This is a genomic window from Mucilaginibacter sp. P25 (assembly GCF_050859465.1).
GTDB classification, from domain to species: Bacteria; Bacteroidota; Bacteroidia; order Sphingobacteriales; family Sphingobacteriaceae; genus Mucilaginibacter; species Mucilaginibacter gossypii.
This window is the reverse complement of the sequence record NZ_CP193937.1, coordinates 5,026,877-5,045,859: the sequence shown is the minus strand read 5'-3', so window position 1 is coordinate 5,045,859 and position 18,983 is coordinate 5,026,877. Positions and strand designations below refer to the sequence as shown.

Annotated in this window: 13 protein-coding genes; all 13 read left to right on the top strand. The window is 41.6% G+C overall.

Features of this window, described 5'->3' with window-relative positions; all coding sequences use genetic code 11:
* The first annotated feature begins 25 nt into the window (after positions 1-25).
* Complete coding sequence (locus ACRQ5D_RS25425) at positions 26-1,588, top strand: ABC transporter permease (protein WP_432326999.1); 1,563 nt, start codon at positions 26-28, stop codon at positions 1,586-1,588.
* Entirely contained in the window at positions 1,567-2,400 is an 834-nt protein-coding gene (locus ACRQ5D_RS25420) for an ABC transporter permease (RefSeq protein WP_432326997.1), read from the top strand. Before ACRQ5D_RS25425 ends, ACRQ5D_RS25420 begins: the two co-directional genes overlap by 22 nt.
* 101 nt (positions 2,401-2,501) lie before the next feature.
* On the top strand, positions 2,502-2,918 hold the full coding sequence (locus tag ACRQ5D_RS25415; protein ID WP_431200713.1) for an ABC transporter permease: 417 nt from the start codon (positions 2,502-2,504) through the stop codon (positions 2,916-2,918).
* Positions 2,915-4,876: an FtsX-like permease family protein gene (locus ACRQ5D_RS25410; RefSeq protein ID WP_431200868.1), complete on the top strand. Its 1,962-nt coding sequence runs from the start codon at positions 2,915-2,917 to the stop codon at positions 4,874-4,876. Before ACRQ5D_RS25415 ends, ACRQ5D_RS25410 begins: the two co-directional genes overlap by 4 nt.
* Before the next feature lie 189 nt (positions 4,877-5,065).
* Positions 5,066-6,100: a DUF4097 family beta strand repeat-containing protein gene (locus tag ACRQ5D_RS25405; protein ID WP_091163830.1), complete on the top strand. Its 1,035-nt coding sequence runs from the start codon at positions 5,066-5,068 to the stop codon at positions 6,098-6,100.
* A 201-nt stretch (positions 6,101-6,301) separates the two neighbouring features.
* A complete protein-coding gene (locus ACRQ5D_RS25400; protein WP_091163832.1) occupies positions 6,302-8,722 on the top strand; it encodes an ABC transporter permease in 2,421 nt (806 codons plus the stop codon).
* A gap of 132 nt (positions 8,723-8,854) precedes the next feature.
* Entirely contained in the window at positions 8,855-11,281 is a 2,427-nt protein-coding gene (locus ACRQ5D_RS25395; RefSeq protein ID WP_091163834.1) for an ABC transporter permease, read from the top strand.
* A 113-nt stretch (positions 11,282-11,394) separates the two neighbouring features.
* Complete coding sequence (locus ACRQ5D_RS25390) at positions 11,395-13,749, top strand: ABC transporter permease (protein WP_091163836.1); 2,355 nt, start codon at positions 11,395-11,397, stop codon at positions 13,747-13,749.
* 99 nt (positions 13,750-13,848) lie between these two features.
* Entirely contained in the window at positions 13,849-14,601 is a 753-nt protein-coding gene (locus ACRQ5D_RS25385; protein WP_432326993.1) for an ABC transporter permease, read from the top strand.
* Positions 14,602-14,675: 74 nt separating this feature from the next.
* A complete protein-coding gene (locus tag ACRQ5D_RS25380) occupies positions 14,676-15,050 on the top strand; it encodes an ABC transporter permease (protein WP_432326991.1) in 375 nt (124 codons plus the stop codon).
* 5 nt (positions 15,051-15,055) lie between these two features.
* Positions 15,056-16,315 carry an ABC transporter permease gene (locus ACRQ5D_RS25375; protein ID WP_432326990.1) on the top strand — a complete coding sequence of 420 codons (1,260 nt, stop codon included), beginning with the start codon at positions 15,056-15,058 and terminating at the stop codon, positions 16,313-16,315.
* A gap of 99 nt (positions 16,316-16,414) precedes the next feature.
* Positions 16,415-16,777, top strand: coding sequence for an ABC transporter permease (locus ACRQ5D_RS25370; RefSeq protein WP_432326988.1), 363 nt, complete (start codon positions 16,415-16,417; stop codon positions 16,775-16,777).
* Positions 16,753-18,810: an ABC transporter permease gene (locus ACRQ5D_RS25365; protein ID WP_432329863.1), complete on the top strand. Its 2,058-nt coding sequence runs from the start codon at positions 16,753-16,755 to the stop codon at positions 18,808-18,810. The genes ACRQ5D_RS25370 and ACRQ5D_RS25365 overlap by 25 nt, the downstream gene beginning before the upstream one ends.
* Positions 18,811-18,983: the final 173 nt, after the last annotated feature.

The window sequence follows — 18,983 nt, the reverse complement described above, 5'->3', positions numbered from 1 at the left end:
CTGCATTTCGCACATTGAAAAAAATGTGGGATTCACCGCGATTAATGTATTTGGTTTGGCCCTTGGGCTGGCCACATGTTTACTCATTATATTTTATGTGGTTGATGAGCTGAGCTATGACAAGTTCAATGTTAAGGCCGACAGGATCTATCGCGCCAATATGCAGATTAAATTTGGCGGTATCGATCAAAGCTATGCTTCGTCGCCGTCGCCGTTGGCTGCTGTATTTCAAAACGATTATCCCGAGGTTGAACGTGCCTGCCGTTTGTTGCAACGCGGCGGTTATAACGTAAAAAAAGGCAACCAAACCATTCACGAAAACAGTATGGTGTTGGCCGATTCAACGCTATTTGATGTATTTACCCTGCCTATGATAGCCGGCGATCCCAAAAAGGCGCTGGTTGAACCAAATACCGTGGTTATCACTGAAAGTACGGCCAAACGTTATTTTAACAATACGCAGGTAATGGGTAAAACCTTTACGTTTGATGAAAAGCTGCTTTATAAGGTTACCGGCGTAATAAAAGACCTGCCCAGGCAATCGCATTTTCGGTATGATTTTTTCCTGTCGATGGCATCAAATGCCGAAAGCAAAGATGCGGCATGGTTCAGCAATAATTTCAATACCTATGTGCTGCTAAAACCAGGTGTGGATGCCAAAAAGTTTGAAGCCAAGTTTCCTGCGTTAATGCACAAATATGCGGGTCCGCAATTGCAAAGTATCTTACATCTCACTTTTGATTCGTTTGAAGGTTCAGGCAACAAATACCAATTGAGCCTTATGCCATTGAAGGATATCCATCTTAAATCAAACTTGGTGTCGGAGCTTGACCATAACGGGAATATCCAGTATGTGTACATTTTTGGCGCGGTGGCGATTTTTATCTTACTGATAGCCTGTGTAAACTTCATGAACCTTTCAACCGCCCGTTCTGCAAACCGGGCCCGGGAGGTAGGGGTACGCAAGGTACTTGGTTCAAGGCGTCAGTCGCTCATTGCCCAGTTCCTTTCAGAGTCTATCATGGTAACGTTTATCGCTACGGTGATAGCCATGCTGACGGCCTATTTTCTGTTGCCGGTATTCAATAATATTGCGAGTAAAACCATGGAGCTTAATATGGGTTCATTGATTTGGCTGATTCCCGCTTTGCTGGTTATGGTTTTGGCGATCGGCTTCCTGGCTGGTTCGTATCCTGCATTTTTTCTTTCCGCATTTCAGCCAATTGATGTTTTAAAAGGAAAGCTTTCCTCTGGCTTTAAGGGTGGCATGTTAAGGAGTTCATTGGTGGTGTTCCAGTTTTTTATATCGATAGTGCTCATCATTGGTACGCTGGTGATCTATAATCAGCTTAAATATATTCAGAATAAAGACCTTGGTTATAACCGCAGCCAGGTATTGGTGATTCATGGCGTGTATGACCTTGGCGACAAGAGCAAGGTGTTAAGAGATGAGGTAAAGCAATTGCCCGGCGTAATGGGGGTAACCATGACAGGCTTTTTGCCAACTTCTGATTACCGGAACAGCAGCAGTGTTTTCCAGGAACGCGGGCTCGACCCCAAAAAGCAGTGCTTGCACAAACCTGGGTAGTTGACGACAACTACTTGCCAACTCTGGGTATCAAATTGACCAAAGGGCGTAATTTCTCAAGCCAGATGCCAACCGATTCGGCAGCTATGATTGTTAACGAAACTGCTGCCAAACTCATGGGCGTACGCGATCCGCTTAATAAGCCTATGTATTTGCCTATGGATAATATGGCCAAAACTTTTAAAGAATACCATATAGTAGGTGTTATTAAGGATTTTAATTTCGCTTCGCTACGTAATAATGTAAGCCCGGTGATATTGATGTATGGGCAGGATACCGGCGCCTTGAGTGTAAAAGTAAATACCGCTAATATCACCACACTTATGGCCATGATCAGCGACAAATGGAAATCTATAAAACCGGGTAAGGAGTTTGAATATTCGTTTATGGATGACGATTTTGATTCATCGTACCGTGCGGAACAGCGGATGGGCACCATATTCATCATATTTACAAGTTTAACAATTGTGATAGCCTGTTTAGGTTTGTTTGGCCTTGCGGCATATGCTGCCGAACAGCGCACTAAGGAGATAGGCATCCGTAAAGTACTTGGCGCTAATGTAGGCGCTATAGTAGGTATGCTGTCAAAAGATTTTATCAAACTGGTAATGATAGCAATAGTAATAGCCATTCCGGTTGCCTGGGTCACCATGCAGCAATGGTTGCAGGGCTTTGCCTACCGGCAAAACATACAATGGTGGGTGGTAGTATTGGCTGCTGTTTTGGCCGTGTTGATCGCTTTTGTAACCATCAGCTTTCAATCAATCAAGGCGGCACTGGCCAACCCGGTTAGGAGTTTGAAAAATGAATAAAATTAGTTGGCAGATAGCAGCAGGTTACAGTAGCAGATACAGTCCAGCAGGCAGATAAAAGTAAGCGATAAGTACCAATGAACTAATGAACAAGTGAACTAATGATACGAAACTATTTAAAAACAGCGTGGCGGAACCTTTATCGTAATAAAGCATTTTCGCTGATCCATATCCTGGGGTTAACCATGGGGATAACCGTTTGCCTGATGATATTCTTGTATATCATGAATGAGTTTAGTGTGGATAATTTTCATAAGCAGGGCAAAAACATTTACAGGGTGATGCGTGGTTTTGATAAAGCGAAAGCACCTACCTCATACTTGTCAGGACCTTATGCGCCTGCTATGCTGAATGATTTTCCGCAGGATGTAAAAATGGCTGTACGCGTTTCGCCGCAAAATAATTTGATCTCTTTTGGTGAAAAATCATTCAACGAGAAGAAAGTTTATGCAGTTGATTCCAATTTTTTCAGCCTGTTTACCTTCCCGTTGCTTAGGGGGATGCGGCTTCGGCACTGAATAATCCGGGTAGCGTAGTACTCACTGAAACCACAGCAAAAAAATATTTTGGCAGCGTTGAAAATGCGATGGGTAAAGTGGTGAAGATGGATAAACGTTTGCAGTTAAAAGTAACGGGTGTTGCAAAAGACGTACCTTCAAACTCTCACCTTGATTTTGATTTAGTAGTACCGATTGCCAACTATACCCGCGATCCCGGTTTTAATGTTTGGATTAACAATGGCTTGTTTGTTTACCTGCTGCTGAATGAACATAGTAGCCCAGCTGCATTGGAAAGCCATTTTCCGCAGTTTATGGAAAAGTACATGGGCGAAGATATGAAGCGCTTCGGTACTAAATTTAACCTAAGCCTGAGACCCTTCAAAGATATTTATTTTGAAAATGCGTCATCGTTTGATAACGTAAAGCATGGCGATAAAACCGTGGTATTTATCTTTATTTCGATAGCTGTGCTCATCATGATCATTGCCTGTATCAATTTTATGAATCTGGCCACCATCCGTGCGGTTGAACGCTCAAGAGAGGTTGGCATGCGCAAGGTTTTAGGCGCATTACGGAACCATTTGGTATGGCAGTTTATTGGCGAGTCGTTGTTGCTGGCGCTTATTTCTTGTATGCTTTCCATTGGGTTATTGTTACTATTAATGCCTGCATACAACAGTCTGCTGGGTTATCAGCTTACCGTTTCCTGGAACAGTGCACCGATTTACCTTTTCCTTCTGGGTGTTATCTTATTTGTGGGTTTCCTTGCTGGGAGTTATCCAGCGATATTTATGTCGGCCTTTTCGCCTATCGAAGCTTTGAAGGGCAAGCTGAAGCTTGGGAAGGGTGGTGCATTCTTTAGGCAATCACTAGTGGTGTTCCAGTTCAGTATTTCGGTATTGCTCATTATTGGCACTATCGTGATCGTTAACCAGATGCGGTATGTGAAAAACAAATCATTAGGTTATGACAAAGAGCAAACGGTTATTGTGAAGATTGATAATAATGACATCTATGATCACAGGCAAACATTTAAACACCAGCTGCAAAATTCGGACTATGTGAAGTCGGTATCCCTGATGTCGGGCGAGCCGGGCGGCTTTTTCGATATGCAGGGTTTTGAGGTTGAAGGTCAGCATCAAACATTTAAATCACGAACTGAATATGCCGATTTTGAATATGTAAAAACATTTGGGCTTAAGATTATTGCCGGCAGGGATTTCTCACCACAGTTTGCTACTGATACCACTAACTCGGTACTGATTAACCGTACAGCTGCAAAGGATCTCGGCTTTACCCCGCAGCAAGCTATCGGCAAATGGGTTAAGAATACTGTGCGGGACAACAACCGCCGTATTATCATCGGTGTGGTGGAGGATTTTAACTTCCTTTCGCTCAAAGAAAATATGGATGCCCTCATTATATCGCCAAGTGAAGACAGGCGTGTAGCTGTCATCAAACTGAAACCCGGAAATATCCAGGCTGGTTTAACAGCTATCAAAAATACTTATGCCGAGGTGGCGCCCGTTTATCCGTTTGAGTACAGTTTCCTTGATCAGCAGTTTGATACTACCTATCGCAACGATATCAGGCAGCAGACCATGTTAAGTATATTTTCAGGGTTGGCAATCTTTATAGCCTGTTTGGGCTTGTTCGGTTTAGCCTCATTTACCGCGGCGAAACGTACTAAGGAGATCGGGGTCCGTAAAGTATTGGGTTCATCGGTACAAAATATCCTTATCCTGATATCAAAAGATCTGCTGAAACCGGTGTTATTAGCTACAGTGATTGCTATCCCGCTGGGTTATTACAGCATGGATAAATGGCTGCAAAGTTTCGCTTACAAAACACCTTTGCATTGGTGGATCTTTGCTTTGGCGGCTTTGCTTACATTTGTTATAGCAGTGGCTACCATTAGCTTTCAATCGTTAAAGGCGGCACTTGCAAATCCTATCCGGAGTTTGAGAAGCGAATGAGATCAGTTTGCAGATAGCAGTGTCAATTTGCAGTAGCAGTTGAAGAAATAGAATATACCCTGAGCCCGTGTCCCCACGGGCTTTTTTATGATGTTCTGAATTATTAGGTAGCCTGAATTTATTTTCAGCACCATGCAACGTATTTGCTAAACTCCTGGTCTTATTATATATAAACCAAAGATCATTATTATGAAAAAGTATTTACTTGTGTTATTTGTTGCCTGTTCAGGTAGCGCTTTTGCACAAAATAATCAGAAAACACCATACCTCACCAAATCATTATCAGGACAGGCCGTGAAAAATGTATTTGTTAATACTTCGGGAGGCAGTATTACCGTTAGTGGCGCATCGGGCGAAGAACCGAGAGTTGAGGTTTTTATACAAGGTAATAATGGTAATAATGACCTTCCTAAAGAAGAGATCAAAAAGCGTCTTGACGAAAATTATGACCTGAGCATTGATGTTAACGGCGGGGAGCTGCATGCCAAAGCTAAAAGCAAGCACGATGGCAACTGGGATTGGAAGAAATCATTAAGTATTTCGTTCCGTGTGTATGTACCCGGTAGTGTGGAAACTAATCTAAATACCAGCGGAGGCAGTATTCACCTTGATAACCTAACAGGTACACAACAGTTTGAAACCAGTGGTGGCAGCTTGCACCTGGATAAAATTACCGGCACTATCAAAGGCCGTACATCAGGCGGCAGTATCCACGTGAGCGATTCAAAAGAAGACATTGACCTACAAACATCAGGTGGCAGTATTGAAGCCCGCAATTGTATGGGCCATATCAGGCTGGAAACATCTGGCGGTTCGTTGCATCTCGATGGTTTAAAGGGAGATATCAAAGCTACCACCAGCGGCGGCAGTATCAGCGGCAATAAAATTGATGGCGATTTCATTACAGGCACATCAGGCGGCAGTATTAACCTTACTGATCTTTCTTGCAGCCTTGATGCATCCACAAGTGCCGGCAGCTTTCATGCGCAATTTGTAAGCGTTGGTAAATCTGTTAAAATTGATGTAAGCTCGGGCCATATCGATCTGCAGTTACCATCAAAACAAGGCCTTAACCTCGATTTGCGCGCCAACAAAATAGAAAGTAACCTTGCAGATAACTTCTCTGGTAACAAGGATAAAGAAAGGGTAGAAGGCAAACTTAACGGCGGCGGATCCCTCGTTGAAGTACGTGGCAATGGGCGAGTTAATCTTACCGTCAATTAATATCAGTGTAAGGAATATTACAAAGGCCTGTTGCTCAAATAGTGACAGGCCTTTTGTGTTGCCTGGGGTGTATCATAACCGAACACATGGTGTTACGTCTTCGTACAGTTTTTATATGAAATAAATCGTAATTAATTGATATTTAGATATTTGATTTATTGGTATGGCTTTTAAACCTATATTAAGGTTAATCGTACGCCCATGTTCAAAAACTACATCAAAACCGCCTGGCGAAACTTAAGGCGGAACAAAATATTCTCCTTTATTAATGTGTTTGGCCTTTCTGTGGGCTTAGCTTGCTGTATGCTTATTTGTGCTTATGTATATAGTGAATTAAATTATGATCAATATCCGGCTCAAGCCAAACAAATGTACCGCGTTGGTTTACGCTCCATTGAAAATAACGGTGTGAGCGAATACCCGATGGTTGATATAGCGGTAGGACAGGGAATTAAAAATATGTTTCCCGAGGTGCTTGAAACCACAAGACTTACCGGTCGTGGTCCGGTTTTTATAAAATATAATGACAGGCAATTTAAAGAAGAGCATGTACAAATGATAGATGCCAATTTCCTGCAGCTCTTTTCGATACCTTTGATTGATGGTGATGATAAAGCCTGTTTTACAGAGCCTAACAGTATGGTGGTTACCAGGGCCATGGCTAACAAATATTTTGGTAATCAGGAAGCCGTTGGTAAATCAGTTGCCATTGATGGTAAACCTTACAAGGTAACAGGTGTAATTGACAAAGTACCTGATGATTCGCACTTTCATGGTGATGCGTTTTTGAACCTGGCACCCTTTGTTGAAAATGCAAAGCAAACATGGAGCAATATTGGCTTTTTTACCTACGTTGTTTTGGATAAAAACGCCAATCCTAAAAAGCTGGAAGCTTCTTTTCCCGAAATGGTAAGGAAATTTGTTGTACCCGAAATTGCACATGATATGGGTACCAGCGTAGTCGCAGCAAGCAAATCGGTTAACACCTTCCTGTTTTACCTGCAGCCATTAAGCGACATTCACCTGCACTCGGCAACCAAATATGAACTTGAGCCCAATGGCGATATTCACTATGTATATATATTCGGCGCATTAGCTGTTTTTATATTGATATTGGCCTGCATCAATTTTACTAACCTATCAACGGCAAGTTCGGCCAAACGCTCAAAAGAAGTGGGGATCCGTAAGGTGCTTGGCTCTGAAAAAAGCGGACTGGTTTCCCAGTTCCTCACCGAATCGGTTATGCTAACCTTTGGGGCTTTATTATTGGCATTAGGTATTGTATATCTGCTGTTACCGCTGTTCAATAATTTGGCAGGAAAACATATCGAACTTAGGTTTTTCCTGAGCCCTATGGCTTTGCTTATCGAACTGTTTACAGCTTTTGGGGTTGGAATTCTTGCAGGTATTTATCCGGCATTCTTCTTGTCCTCGTTCCAGATCATCGCTGTGTTAAAAGGCAACAGCGCTACCACAGCAGAAGGAAAAGGGATTTTACGCAGCGGATTAATCATTTTCCAGTTTGCGGTATCTACAGCACTTATTATATCAACTTTTGTAGTGTACCAGCAATTACACTATATGCAGAACAAAAAGTTGGGTTATGATAAAGACCAGGTATTGGTAATTAATGATGCCTATACCTTAGGCCATAATGTAGATGCTTTCAAAAATCAACTTCTGCGCAACCCGCAGGTGTTGAATGCTACTATATCCAGCAGTGTGCCAGGTATGTTAGCCGGTGTTGATGGTACCCAAATTGCTGCTAAAGAATTTGATGACAAGGGTGGTCAGGCCGAGATCCATACCAATATTTACCATGTGGATGAAAGTTATGTGCCTACTTTAGGTTTACAGGTTATCAACGGGCGCAATTTTTATCAATCCTTCCCCGCCGATTCGATGTCGGTTGTGGTTAACGAAGCTTTAGTAAAAGGTTTGGGATGGGGTAATACTAATCCGATAGGTAAAACTATAGTACGTTCAGCCCGTACCCAATACAAAGTTGTAGGTGTGGTTAAAGATTTTCACTATGCTTCGGCCAGGCAAAAAATAGCGCCATTGATGCTGTTATCGGGGCATAGTACAGGGACATTAATTTTAAAGGTTAAAACTGCCGATGTAAAATCGGTTATTGCCGGCATCAAAACCGAATGGGATAGTTTCAGGCCGGAAGCGCCTTTCAGCTACTCGTTTCTTGACGAACAATACGCTTCGCTTTATGCTTCCGAGCAGCAAACAGGTAAAATATTCACCGTGTTTTCATGCATCGCCCTCATTATAGCAAGTCTGGGCTTGTTCGGTTTAGCCGCGTTTATGATCAGGTTAAGGGTTAAAGAAATTGGCATCCGCAAGGTATTAGGCGCATCAACCAGTAGTATTACAGTGATGTTATCAAAGGAGTTTTTGAGATTGATTGTCATAGCGTCCGTCATATCGTTCCCGGTAACATGGTTTGCCATGAACAAGTGGCTGCAGGATTTTGCGTATCGCATCAGCATCCAATGGTGGGTATTTTTATTGGCAGGAACTATAGCGCTGGTAGTCGCCGCCATAACTATAAGCTTTCAATCGGTTAAAGCGGCTTTGGCTAACCCGGTTAAAAGTTTACGCTCTGAATAAAGCGTGTCATTGGGTTATTTGCTTCGCGTCATTAGGTCATTGAAACGCGGGCAAAAAAATGACTTAATGACCAATGATTCGATGACCGAAAGAAAAATGATTTAGTGACCTAATGAAATAATGATATAAACCATGATAAAGAATTATTTACGAAGTGCCTTTCGCAATATAGCCAGGCACAAATTTATTTCGTTCATCAACATATTTGGTTTAACCATAGGGTTAACCTGTTGCCTGCTCATTTTAACTTATATAGTTAAAGAGCTTAGTTATGATAAGTTTAATCATAACGCCTCCAATATTTACAGAGTAAGCCGAAGTTTCAATACCGGCGATGGTATTGTTAACCTGCATTTGGGTGCAGTAGCGCCGCCATTTGGCCCATTGCTTAAAAATGAGTTTCCAGATATCAAAATGGTTACGCGCTTGTTTCCTAATGGTGATGTGGTTTTGCGCTATAAGGAAAAATTGTTCACCGAAATGGGATCATATTTTGCCGACGAAAACTTTTTTAAATTCTTTGATCTGAAAACTGTGGCCGGTGATCCTAAAACCGGCCTTAGCGAGCCTTATACAGTAATGATGACCGAAGAGATGGCACACAAGTACTTCGGAAACGAAGACCCGATAAACAAGGAGATCAGGCTTGATAATACGGCCAATTTTAAGGTTACAGGTATTTTTAAGCCATTTCCTACCAACTCGCAAATGCACCCGCAAATGTTGCTGTCCTTCAGTACCCTGAATGACGATAAAGTTTATGGCCGAAACGCCTTGCAAACCAATTGGGGAAATAACTCATTTTTTACCTACCTGCTGATGCCCGATCATTATAATATGGATCACATCGTTTCGCAGTTTCCGGCATTTATTGATAAATACATGCGTTTCCCGGGGCAGCCGGCTAACTTTCGCCAATCGAAATTTACGCAGTTACATATTCAAAAATTCCTGGATATCCACCTGCATTCGCACCTTGATGATGAGGTAGAACAGAACGGAGATATCACAAGGGTTTACATTTTTTCGGCCATTGCCCTGTTTATTTTGCTGATAGCCTGTATCAATTATATGAACCTTTCAACTGCCCGATCAACCCTGAGAGCCAAAGAGATCGGCATTCGCAAGGTGATAGGTGCGCAGCAGAAAGAGATCATTACCCAGTTTTTAAGCGAGTCGGTATTGGTGACTTATTTTTCGCTGGTACTGGCACTGATCATTACCTGGGCTTTGCTGCCGCTCATCAACAGCTTTTCTGAATTGGGATTATCGATCAATAGTTTGTATCAACCAATAATTTTAGCGTTGGTATTATTGCTGCCGCTTGTTATCGGGCTTATTAGTGGTATTTATCCGGCTATCTTTATGTCGTCATTTAAACCAATAAAAGTTTTAAAGGGCATTCTTAAAGTTGGGTCGGGCAATATCTCGTTCCGTAAAGTATTAGTGGTTGTTCAGTTTTCAATTTCTATTATTCTTATTGTTGCTACTACCATAGTTTTTCAGCAGTTAAGGTATATCCAAACTAAATCACTGGGCTTTAATAAAGATCATTTATTAACGATAGGCGGTATCCCCGCTAACCAGTTTGAAGTTTTTAAAGCTGATGTGCTACGAAACCCCGTTATAAAAGATATTGCCCGCTCGTCGCGTATTCCGTCAGGACGATTGTTAGACGACCAGGGAGCTTCTGTTTTTGATGGCGATAAATCGATACCGGTTAAGGCCGATATCAAAAGTATCAACACCGATTACGGTTTTATCCCAACCTATGGTATAAAAATGGCTGCAGGTAGGAATTTTAGTCGCGATTTTGCTACCGATAGTAATAATTACATAATCAACACATCGGCTGTGCGGGTGTTGGGTTGGAAAACCCCCGAAAACGCGATAGGGCGAGATATGAGCTATGGCGGTGTAAAAGGGAAGGTAATTGGGGTGGTTAATGATTTTCATTTCGAATCGTTGCATCAAAATATCGTTCCGCTATTGATGGAAATGCCGTCATTCGCGAATAATAATTACAGCAGGGTTTCGGTTAAAATTGATGGGAATAATACCAATTCGGCATTGGCGGTACTTCAGGAAACCTGGAAAAAGTATCAGCCAGAAACACCCTTTCGATATACTTTTTTAGACGAACGCTTTCAACGATTATATAACAGTGAGCAGCAGCAGAGCCATTTGTTTACTATATTCTCGTGCCTGGCTATATTCATTGCCTGTTTAGGCTTATTCGGGCTTTCGGCCTTCACCATATCACAAAGGGTAAAAGAAATAGGCGTACGCAAGGTACTCGGCGCCAGCATCCCGCAAATTGTTACCGAACTATCGAAAGACTTTTTGAAGCTGGTAATAGTGGCATCGGTTATTGCCTTACCAATTGCCTGGTACGCGATGAGCAAATGGCTGCTTGATTTTGCCTTTAGGGTAAGCATTCAATGGTGGGTATTTGTAATGGCCGGAGTTATAGCGTTGATCATTGCTTTTGCAACTATTAGCTATCAATCAATAAAAGCGGCAATGGCAAACCCGGTTAAAAGCCTTAGATCTGAATAATCATTGAGTCATTTGCTTCGCGTCATTAGTCATTGATTGATGCAAAGCAAAAATGACTTAACGACTTTGCAAAAAAATGACGTAATGATTCAGTGACCTAATGACCAATAACAATGATAAAAAACTATGTTAAAATAGCATGGCGTAGCCTTAACAGGAACCGTGCGTTCTCCATCACAAACCTGTTGGGGCTTACTATTGGTATTACCTGCACTATTTTTATTTTTTTATGGGTGCAAAATGAGCTTGCTTACGACAAGATCCATAGAAGTTATAAAAACATACACCAGGTTTACGCCAACCGCGATTTTAAGAACAACATCTTTACCGATCCTAACATGGTATTTCCGCTGGCTAAAGCGCTTGAAAGTGGCTACCCGCAAATCAAAAACGCGGTAATGACATCCCACCTTGAGCAACACCAGTTTAACGTTGGCGATGTTAAAATAAAAAAACAAGGCTATCAAGTTAGCGGGAAGTATTTCGATATGTTTTCCTGGCATTTTATCAAGGGTGATGCTGCTACCGCGATAATTGATCCAACATCGGTGGTGCTTACGGCTTCAACAGCGAAGGCTTTATTTGGAGATGCCGATCCGATTAACAAAGTGGTAAAAGTTGATAACGCCTTATCGTATAAAGTAACTGCTGTAGTGGCTGATCCGCCTAATAATACCACGCAACAATTTGACTTCATCGCACCTTATAATCTTAATGATCCGGGTGTAAAGGATGCGCTTAACCGTTGGCAGGGATCATCATGGGAGGTTTATGTTCAAACCACCGATAACGCGGATATAGCCCAGGTTGATAAATATATTACCGACGTAATGTTTCAGCACAATACGGATAAAATAAGCAAATACTTTACTTTTCCGATGAGTAAGTGGCATTTGTACAGCGATTTTAAAGATGGTAAAAACGTTGGCGGCATGATAGAATATGTGCGCTTCTTTATCATCATTGCCATTATTATCCTACTGATAGCTTGTGTCAATTTCATGAACCTATCTACCGCACGGTCAGAGAAAAAGGCCAGAGAGGTAGGCGTTCGAAAAACGCTGGGTTCAAGTAAGGGGCAGTTAGTACTGCAATTCTTTTTCGAATCGATGACCCTGGTTGTTACTGCTTTTCTTTGCGCTGTGTTTTGCGTTTATCTGTTATTACCTCAATTTAATTTGTTGATAGAAAAGCAGTTGCAGTTAAACCTTAACCAGCCTGTATTTTGGCTGGGGGCGTTAGTTATAATTTTATTTACAGGATTAGTTTCCGGTAGTTATCCTGCCTTGTATCTATCATCATTTAACCCTGTAAAAGTATTAAAGGGTACATTTGTGGCTGGTAAGGGCGCTATTACTCCTCGCCGTATTTTAGTGGTATTCCAGTTTATAGGTTCGATATTGCTGATCTCGGCTACCGTTATTGTTTACCGGCAAATTGAGCATGTGAAAAACCGTAACATGGGTTATAATTCCGATAACCTGATCATGGTTCCCTCTACAGCCAATACCGATAAAAGCTTCAACGCGATAAAAAACGATCTGCTTAAATCGGGTATTATTAACAGTGTTACTCGTACATCGGCCATGGTTACCCAAATTTCATGGCGTTCGGGCCCGCCAAACTGGGCGGGTAAACCAGCCAATGCCGATATCATATTCTCCAATATGACCGCGGATATTGATTACATCAAAACCATGGGCATTAAAGTATTGCAGGGGACTGATTTTACCGGTATGCCTTCGGATACATCAGCCGTGTTACTGAACAAGGCCGCGGTTGAGGCTATGCAGGTTAAAAGGCCGCTTGGCATGCAGTTGCAATATGGCTCGAAGAAGTTTACGGTGATTGGCATTACAGATAATGTAGTAATGTCATCGCCCTATGTTCCGGTTGATCCGATGATGGTTTTTGCTGATCATAACAGCTCGGGTTACATGGATATAAGGTTAAATGCGGGGGTGAAACCGCAGGATGGGATCCGGTTACTTCAAAATATTTATGCCAAATACAGTCCCGCCGACATTTTCGAATATCACTTTGTTGACCAGGAGTTTGGTAAAAAGTTTTTCACAGAAGAGCTGATCAGCCGTATCACCAACATATTTGCGGGTCTGGCTATTTTTCTTTGCTGCATGGGACTGGCAGGTCTGGCCTCATTTACCATCGAAAAACGCTTTAAAGAGATCGGCATCCGCAAGGTTTTGGGGGCCAGCGTGCAACAGTTACTGGTGCTTATCTCTACAGAGTTTTTAAAGTTGGTGGCCATAGCATTTGTCATAGCCGTGCCTTTAACCTGGTGGATTATGCACAACTGGCTCCAAAAATACACCTACCACATCAATATTAACATTTGGCTGTTTAGCGCGGTTGGCTTGTTGATATTATTGCTAACGCTGATTGTGGTAAGTTTAAATACAATAAAAGCAGCATTGGCCAACCCGGTTAAAAGTTTACGTTCTGAATAAATTGTCATCAGGTCATTTTGCTTCGCGTCATTAAGTCATTTTTTGATTAGCGCGAGTCAAAAATGACTTAATGGCCTAATGATATAATGACCTGACAATATGTTTAAAAGCTATTTTAAAATCGCACTACGTAACTTTTGGAGGCATAAGTTTTTTACATTCATAAATGTAATCGGTTTGTCTATAGGGATCAGTTCGGCGCTGGTGATTTACCTGATAGTCCATTTTGATTTTACGTTTAATCAAAACTTTGATAACGGCGACCGGATTTACAGGGTAGTTTCAAACTATACCTTTTCCGGCGAAGAAGCGCATAACCGCGGCGTATCAGGCCCGGTGCCCGAAGCTGTAAGAAATGGTGTGAGTGGGGTGGAACTTACCGTGCCATTTTTCCTGTTGGATCAGCCTAATGTATTTATCCCCGGAAAAGCGGGCGTTCCTGTTAAGTTTAAACTACAGGATAATGTGATCCTTGCGGATGGCAGGTATTTCAGCATGTTTAAATACAACTGGCTTGCAGGATCGGCCAGTACTGCCTTGAATGCGCCAAACCAAACCGTGCTCACTTCAGATCAGGCAAAAAAATATTTCCCTCAACTGTCATATAGCCAGATGATGGGCAGGGTAATTACTTATGATACGATTAGTGTGGCCGTGAGCGGTATTGTTGAACCATTAAAGGGCAACAACGATTTTACGTTTCACGATTTTATTTCCTACTCAACCGCAAAAACTAATAAAGCACTCTCTGACGAACTAAGCCTTACCAACTGGGGGGGACTACATCTTCATCTATTCTTTTTGTTAAGCTGGCACCTAATACAACTGCAGCTAATTTTGAAAAGCAACTAAACGTTATTCTTAAAAAGAACAACCCGCCAAAACCCGAAAATAAAGGCAACACACGTAATTTTACATTGCAGCCTTTGAGCGATCTGCATTTTAATAGTATATACGGAACATTTGATTCCGGTAATCCGGCTAACAAAACAACGCTTTACGGTTTACTGGTTATAGCTGCTTTCCTGTTATTATTAGGTTGTATTAATTTTGTTAATTTAACTACCGCACAGGCCACTCAAAGGGCCAAGGAAATTGGCGTGCGTAAAACAATGGGAAGCAGCCGCGCCCAGCTTATAACACAGTTTCTGAGTGAAACGTTTATTATAACTCTTTTGGCTGTAATCATTTCGGTGACGCTGGCGCCTGTAATATTAAAACTGTTTAAAGATTTTATAGCGGAAGGTGTTAAACTTGACCTGCTGCACCAGCCCCATCTTTTTGTGTTCCTTTTTTATTGATAATAGTGGTAAGCTTATTGTCGGGCTTTTACCCCGCAGCTTTGCTATCAGGCTATAAACCTGTTTTGGTTCTTAAAAACCAGGCATCATCAAACAGTAGTAAAGCCCGTAATGCGTGGTTACGTAAATCATTAACCGTAACTCAATTTGTTATCGCCCAGTTTTTTATAATGGCTACTGTGCTGGTAGGCAAACAGATTCATTATGCACTTACAAAAGATCTGGGTTTTAAAAAGGACGCCATCCTAATCATTAATTCACCCTGGAAAAATCGAACGCTTAGTAAGAACCAGGTATTTATGAACAAATTAAAGGCGATACCTCAGGTTGAGCTGGTAAGCGCGGGTAAGGCCGCTCCGTCATCAACCAGCACCAATTCAACGGAAGCTACGTACATAGATGGCAAAAAGGAAATAAAGATTGAATTGTACGAAAAGTACGGCGACCCTAATTATATTAATGTATACAAGCTTAAACTTTTGGCCGGACGTAATATACAATATGGCGACAGTACCAGGGCATTTTTAATTAATAATACTTACGCAAAACTAATAGGGTTTAAAAATCCTGCTGATGCTGTAGGTAAATATATTGATAAGTTTAATGGCGATAAAAGAATGCAGATCATAGGTGTAGTGGCCGACTTTTATTCTGAATCATTGCATTCGGCAATTAAACCTACCTGCATTCATATCAGTAACAGTTATTACAACAACGGTACCTTTCATATAGCGCTTAAGCCGCAAACTGCCGGAGGCAACGAATGGAAAAAAGCTATCGTATCAATGGAAAAGGCGTGGAAAGAGATTTATCCTGAAGACGATTTTGAATATAGCTTTTTTGATGAAAGCATCGCCAAATTTTACGATGCTGAGCAACATACATCAACTTTGCTAACCTGGGCAACCGGTTTATCGATCTTTATCAGCTGCCTTGGTTTATTAGGTTTGGCCATTTATAATACCAATCAACGCACCAAAGAAATAGGTGTACGGAAAGTACTTGGCGCTACGGTAGCACAGATAGTCACCCTGCTTTCAACCGAGTTGGTGATGCTCATTGTGCTGGCATTTGTTTTGGTAACTCCACTGGCCTGGTACGCCATGAACAAATGGATGGAAAGCTTTGCAGACCGCACAACCATCAGTTGGTGGATCTTTGCAGCAAGCGGCGCGGGAATGTTGCTAACTGCATTGATCACTTCAAGTTTTCAAACAATCAAAGCGGCATTGGCTAATCCAACAAAGAGTTTACGTTCTGAATAATTGGTCATTGAGTCAGTTGCTTCGCGTCATTAAGTCATTTTGATTGATGATTTAGAAAAGCAAAATGACTTAATGACTATGCAATAATGACTAATTAATATGCTCAGAAATTATTTTAAAGTAGCATTCCGTAATTTAGCTAAGCACCGCACTATTAGTTTGATTAATATTGCGGGGCTAACCATCGGCATCACCGCGGCGGTGTTTATTATGCTATGGGTACAAAACGAGTTTAGTTTTGACAATTATCACCCGGACGTTGATAATATCTACCGGGTAAAAACGAAACTAAGCCTGACGAAAGACGAAGTGTGGGATTGGGAGTCGTCTCCTTATATGTTAGGCCCCGTTGCTAAGCAGGAAATACCCGGTTTAAAGAATTATACGTTTTTGTGGCCGGGTTATATGATGACGGTACATCATAATAACCAACTGATATCGGAAAAAAGTATGCATATATAGATGCTAATTGGTTCAAAGTATTCCATTACGATTTTATCGCTGGAAGCGCCGATAGCTTTTCGAAAAATCCATTTAGTTTAATCCTGACAGAATCAACAGCAAAGAAATATTTTGGTAATGGCGAAGCCGTTGGCAAAATGCTGAAAGTTGACTCCATGAACTACCAGGTACAGGCAGTAGTTAAGGATAATCCTGCAAATTCAAGCTTTCAGTACGATATATTGATGCCGGTAGAGGCTAAACTAAGCAATGCACATGAAAAAGAACAGGCGAGCAATTGGGGTAATTACAGCGGCCTCACATTTTTAAAGCTGCAGCCGGGCGTAAATATTAAAGAGGTAGGCAAAAAGCTAACCCAAATTATCAGGAAAAATAACAAGGGCAGCGAAAATACAACCATGAGTGTAATTGGCCTAAAAGATATCCATTTTGAAAGTGGTTTGCTAAGCACCTCATTTGAAAGCGGCAACCGCAAATTGGTTAACATTTTCCTGATCCTGGCTTTTTTACTTTTGGCAACAGCATGCATTAATTATGTAAACCTAACTACCGCAAGGGCAAGTGTGCGTTCAAAAGAGGTGAGCGTACGTAAAATTGTAGGAGCGGGCAGGAGGCAGCTTTTTGCCCAGTTTATGTCCGAATCATTGGTTGTTAGTTTCTTATCGTTATTATTTGCTATTTTATTTATCCAGATTTGCCTGCCCTGGTTTAACCAGGTTACCGAAAAGCATTTTGTACAACCACTAACATCCAGTATTACATGGTTGATATTGTTGGGTACACTGATAGTTTGCTTTGTTTTCAATGGCCTATATCCGGCTGTATTATTATCGTCATTTAAGCCATTAAGTGTGTTTAAGGGTAGGGCGTTATTGAAGTTTAAAGATGGTGGCATCCGTAAAACGCTGGTTGTTTTGCAGTTTGGTATCTCTGTGATGCTTATCATCAGCACAATGATCATTTATCGCCAGCTTAATTTTATGAAAAATGCTGATTTAGGTTATAAGCGCGAACATGTTTTTGTAATGACTATACCATGGCAGGTGCTTGGGTTGGACGATAAAACAAGGGAGTCGAAATTAAAAAGCATCGCCAGCGAATTAACACAGCAAAGCGCGATAGCTGAGGTCTCTCAATCGGCCAACGATGCCTTTTTTAATAATAGCAACAAGGTTTCAGGATCAATGGATTGGGAAGGCAGGCCACTTGATTATAAACCCTCGGTTTCCACCATATCGGCCGATGAAAAATTTCAACATATACTAAGCCTTAAAATGGCCGATGGGCATTGGTTTGATAAAAATGGCTCGGATCAGCATAATGTAATTTTGAATGAAACCGCAGTGAAACAGCTCGGGATTCATAAACCCGTTATCGGGCAGCGGTTTAAGTTTAACGGCGACTCTGGCATAGTAGCCGGCGTGGTGAAAGATTTTAACTTCAGGAGTCTTCATGAAAAGATAGGCCCTATGGTTATTAATAATCATACCGATTGGGCAAGGAGCTTTTATATTAAAACAACTCCAGGTAATACGGCGGTAGCTATAAAGATAGCCCAAAATGTATGGAATGAATTTGTTCCCGACCAGCCGTTTGATTATAGTTTTATTGATGACGGGTACAATAAACTTTACCATGCTGAACAGCGTTCGTCAACATTGATAGCCGCTTTCGCCATTATAGCCATTGCAATATCGGCCATGGGTTTACTCGGCCTGGCAGCCTTTGCCGCCGAACAGCGGGTAAAAGAAATAGGTATTCGTAAAGTGCTTGGCGCCAGTGTTCAAAATATAATAGGACTGCTATCTGCCGAGTTTTTAAAAACAGTTGTCATAGCCAACATCGTTGCTTTCCCGGTGGCCTGGTACATGATGAACAAATGGCTGCAGGATTTCGCATACCGCACAAATATCACATGGTGGATCTTTGCCGTTGCCGCGTGCATAGCACTTTTAATAGCGTTAATAACTGTAAGCATCCAATCTATCAAAGCTGCACTGGCCAACCCGGTAAATAGCTTAAGGAGCGAGTGATTTTTTGAGGTAAAAGGTTAAAGACGAAAGATAAAAGGTAGCAACCAATTTATGAAAACGTCAGATGTTTTTCGAACATCTGACGTTTTTACTTTCCACCCGTTGAGGTTGCCCAGGAAATAAATCTCCAAATCCTAAATCGAACATCCCAAATCTGAAATCAAACCACTGTA

What these genes read in the sequence shown, in the direction of transcription:
- ACRQ5D_RS25415 (WP_431200713.1), top strand. Translation starts at nt 2,502, where the DNA reads ATGATACGAAACTATTTAAAAACAGCGTGGCGGAACCTTTATCGTAAT.
- ACRQ5D_RS25405 (WP_091163830.1), top strand. Translation starts at nt 5,066, where the DNA reads ATGAAAAAGTATTTACTTGTGTTATTTGTTGCCTGTTCAGGTAGCGCT.
- ACRQ5D_RS25400 (WP_091163832.1), top strand. Translation starts at nt 6,302, where the DNA reads ATGTTCAAAAACTACATCAAAACCGCCTGGCGAAACTTAAGGCGGAAC.
- ACRQ5D_RS25395 (WP_091163834.1), top strand. Translation starts at nt 8,855, where the DNA reads ATGATAAAGAATTATTTACGAAGTGCCTTTCGCAATATAGCCAGGCAC.
- ACRQ5D_RS25390 (WP_091163836.1), top strand. Translation starts at nt 11,395, where the DNA reads ATGATAAAAAACTATGTTAAAATAGCATGGCGTAGCCTTAACAGGAAC.
- ACRQ5D_RS25385 (WP_432326993.1), top strand. Translation starts at nt 13,849, where the DNA reads ATGTTTAAAAGCTATTTTAAAATCGCACTACGTAACTTTTGGAGGCAT.
- ACRQ5D_RS25370 (WP_432326988.1), top strand. Translation starts at nt 16,415, where the DNA reads ATGCTCAGAAATTATTTTAAAGTAGCATTCCGTAATTTAGCTAAGCAC.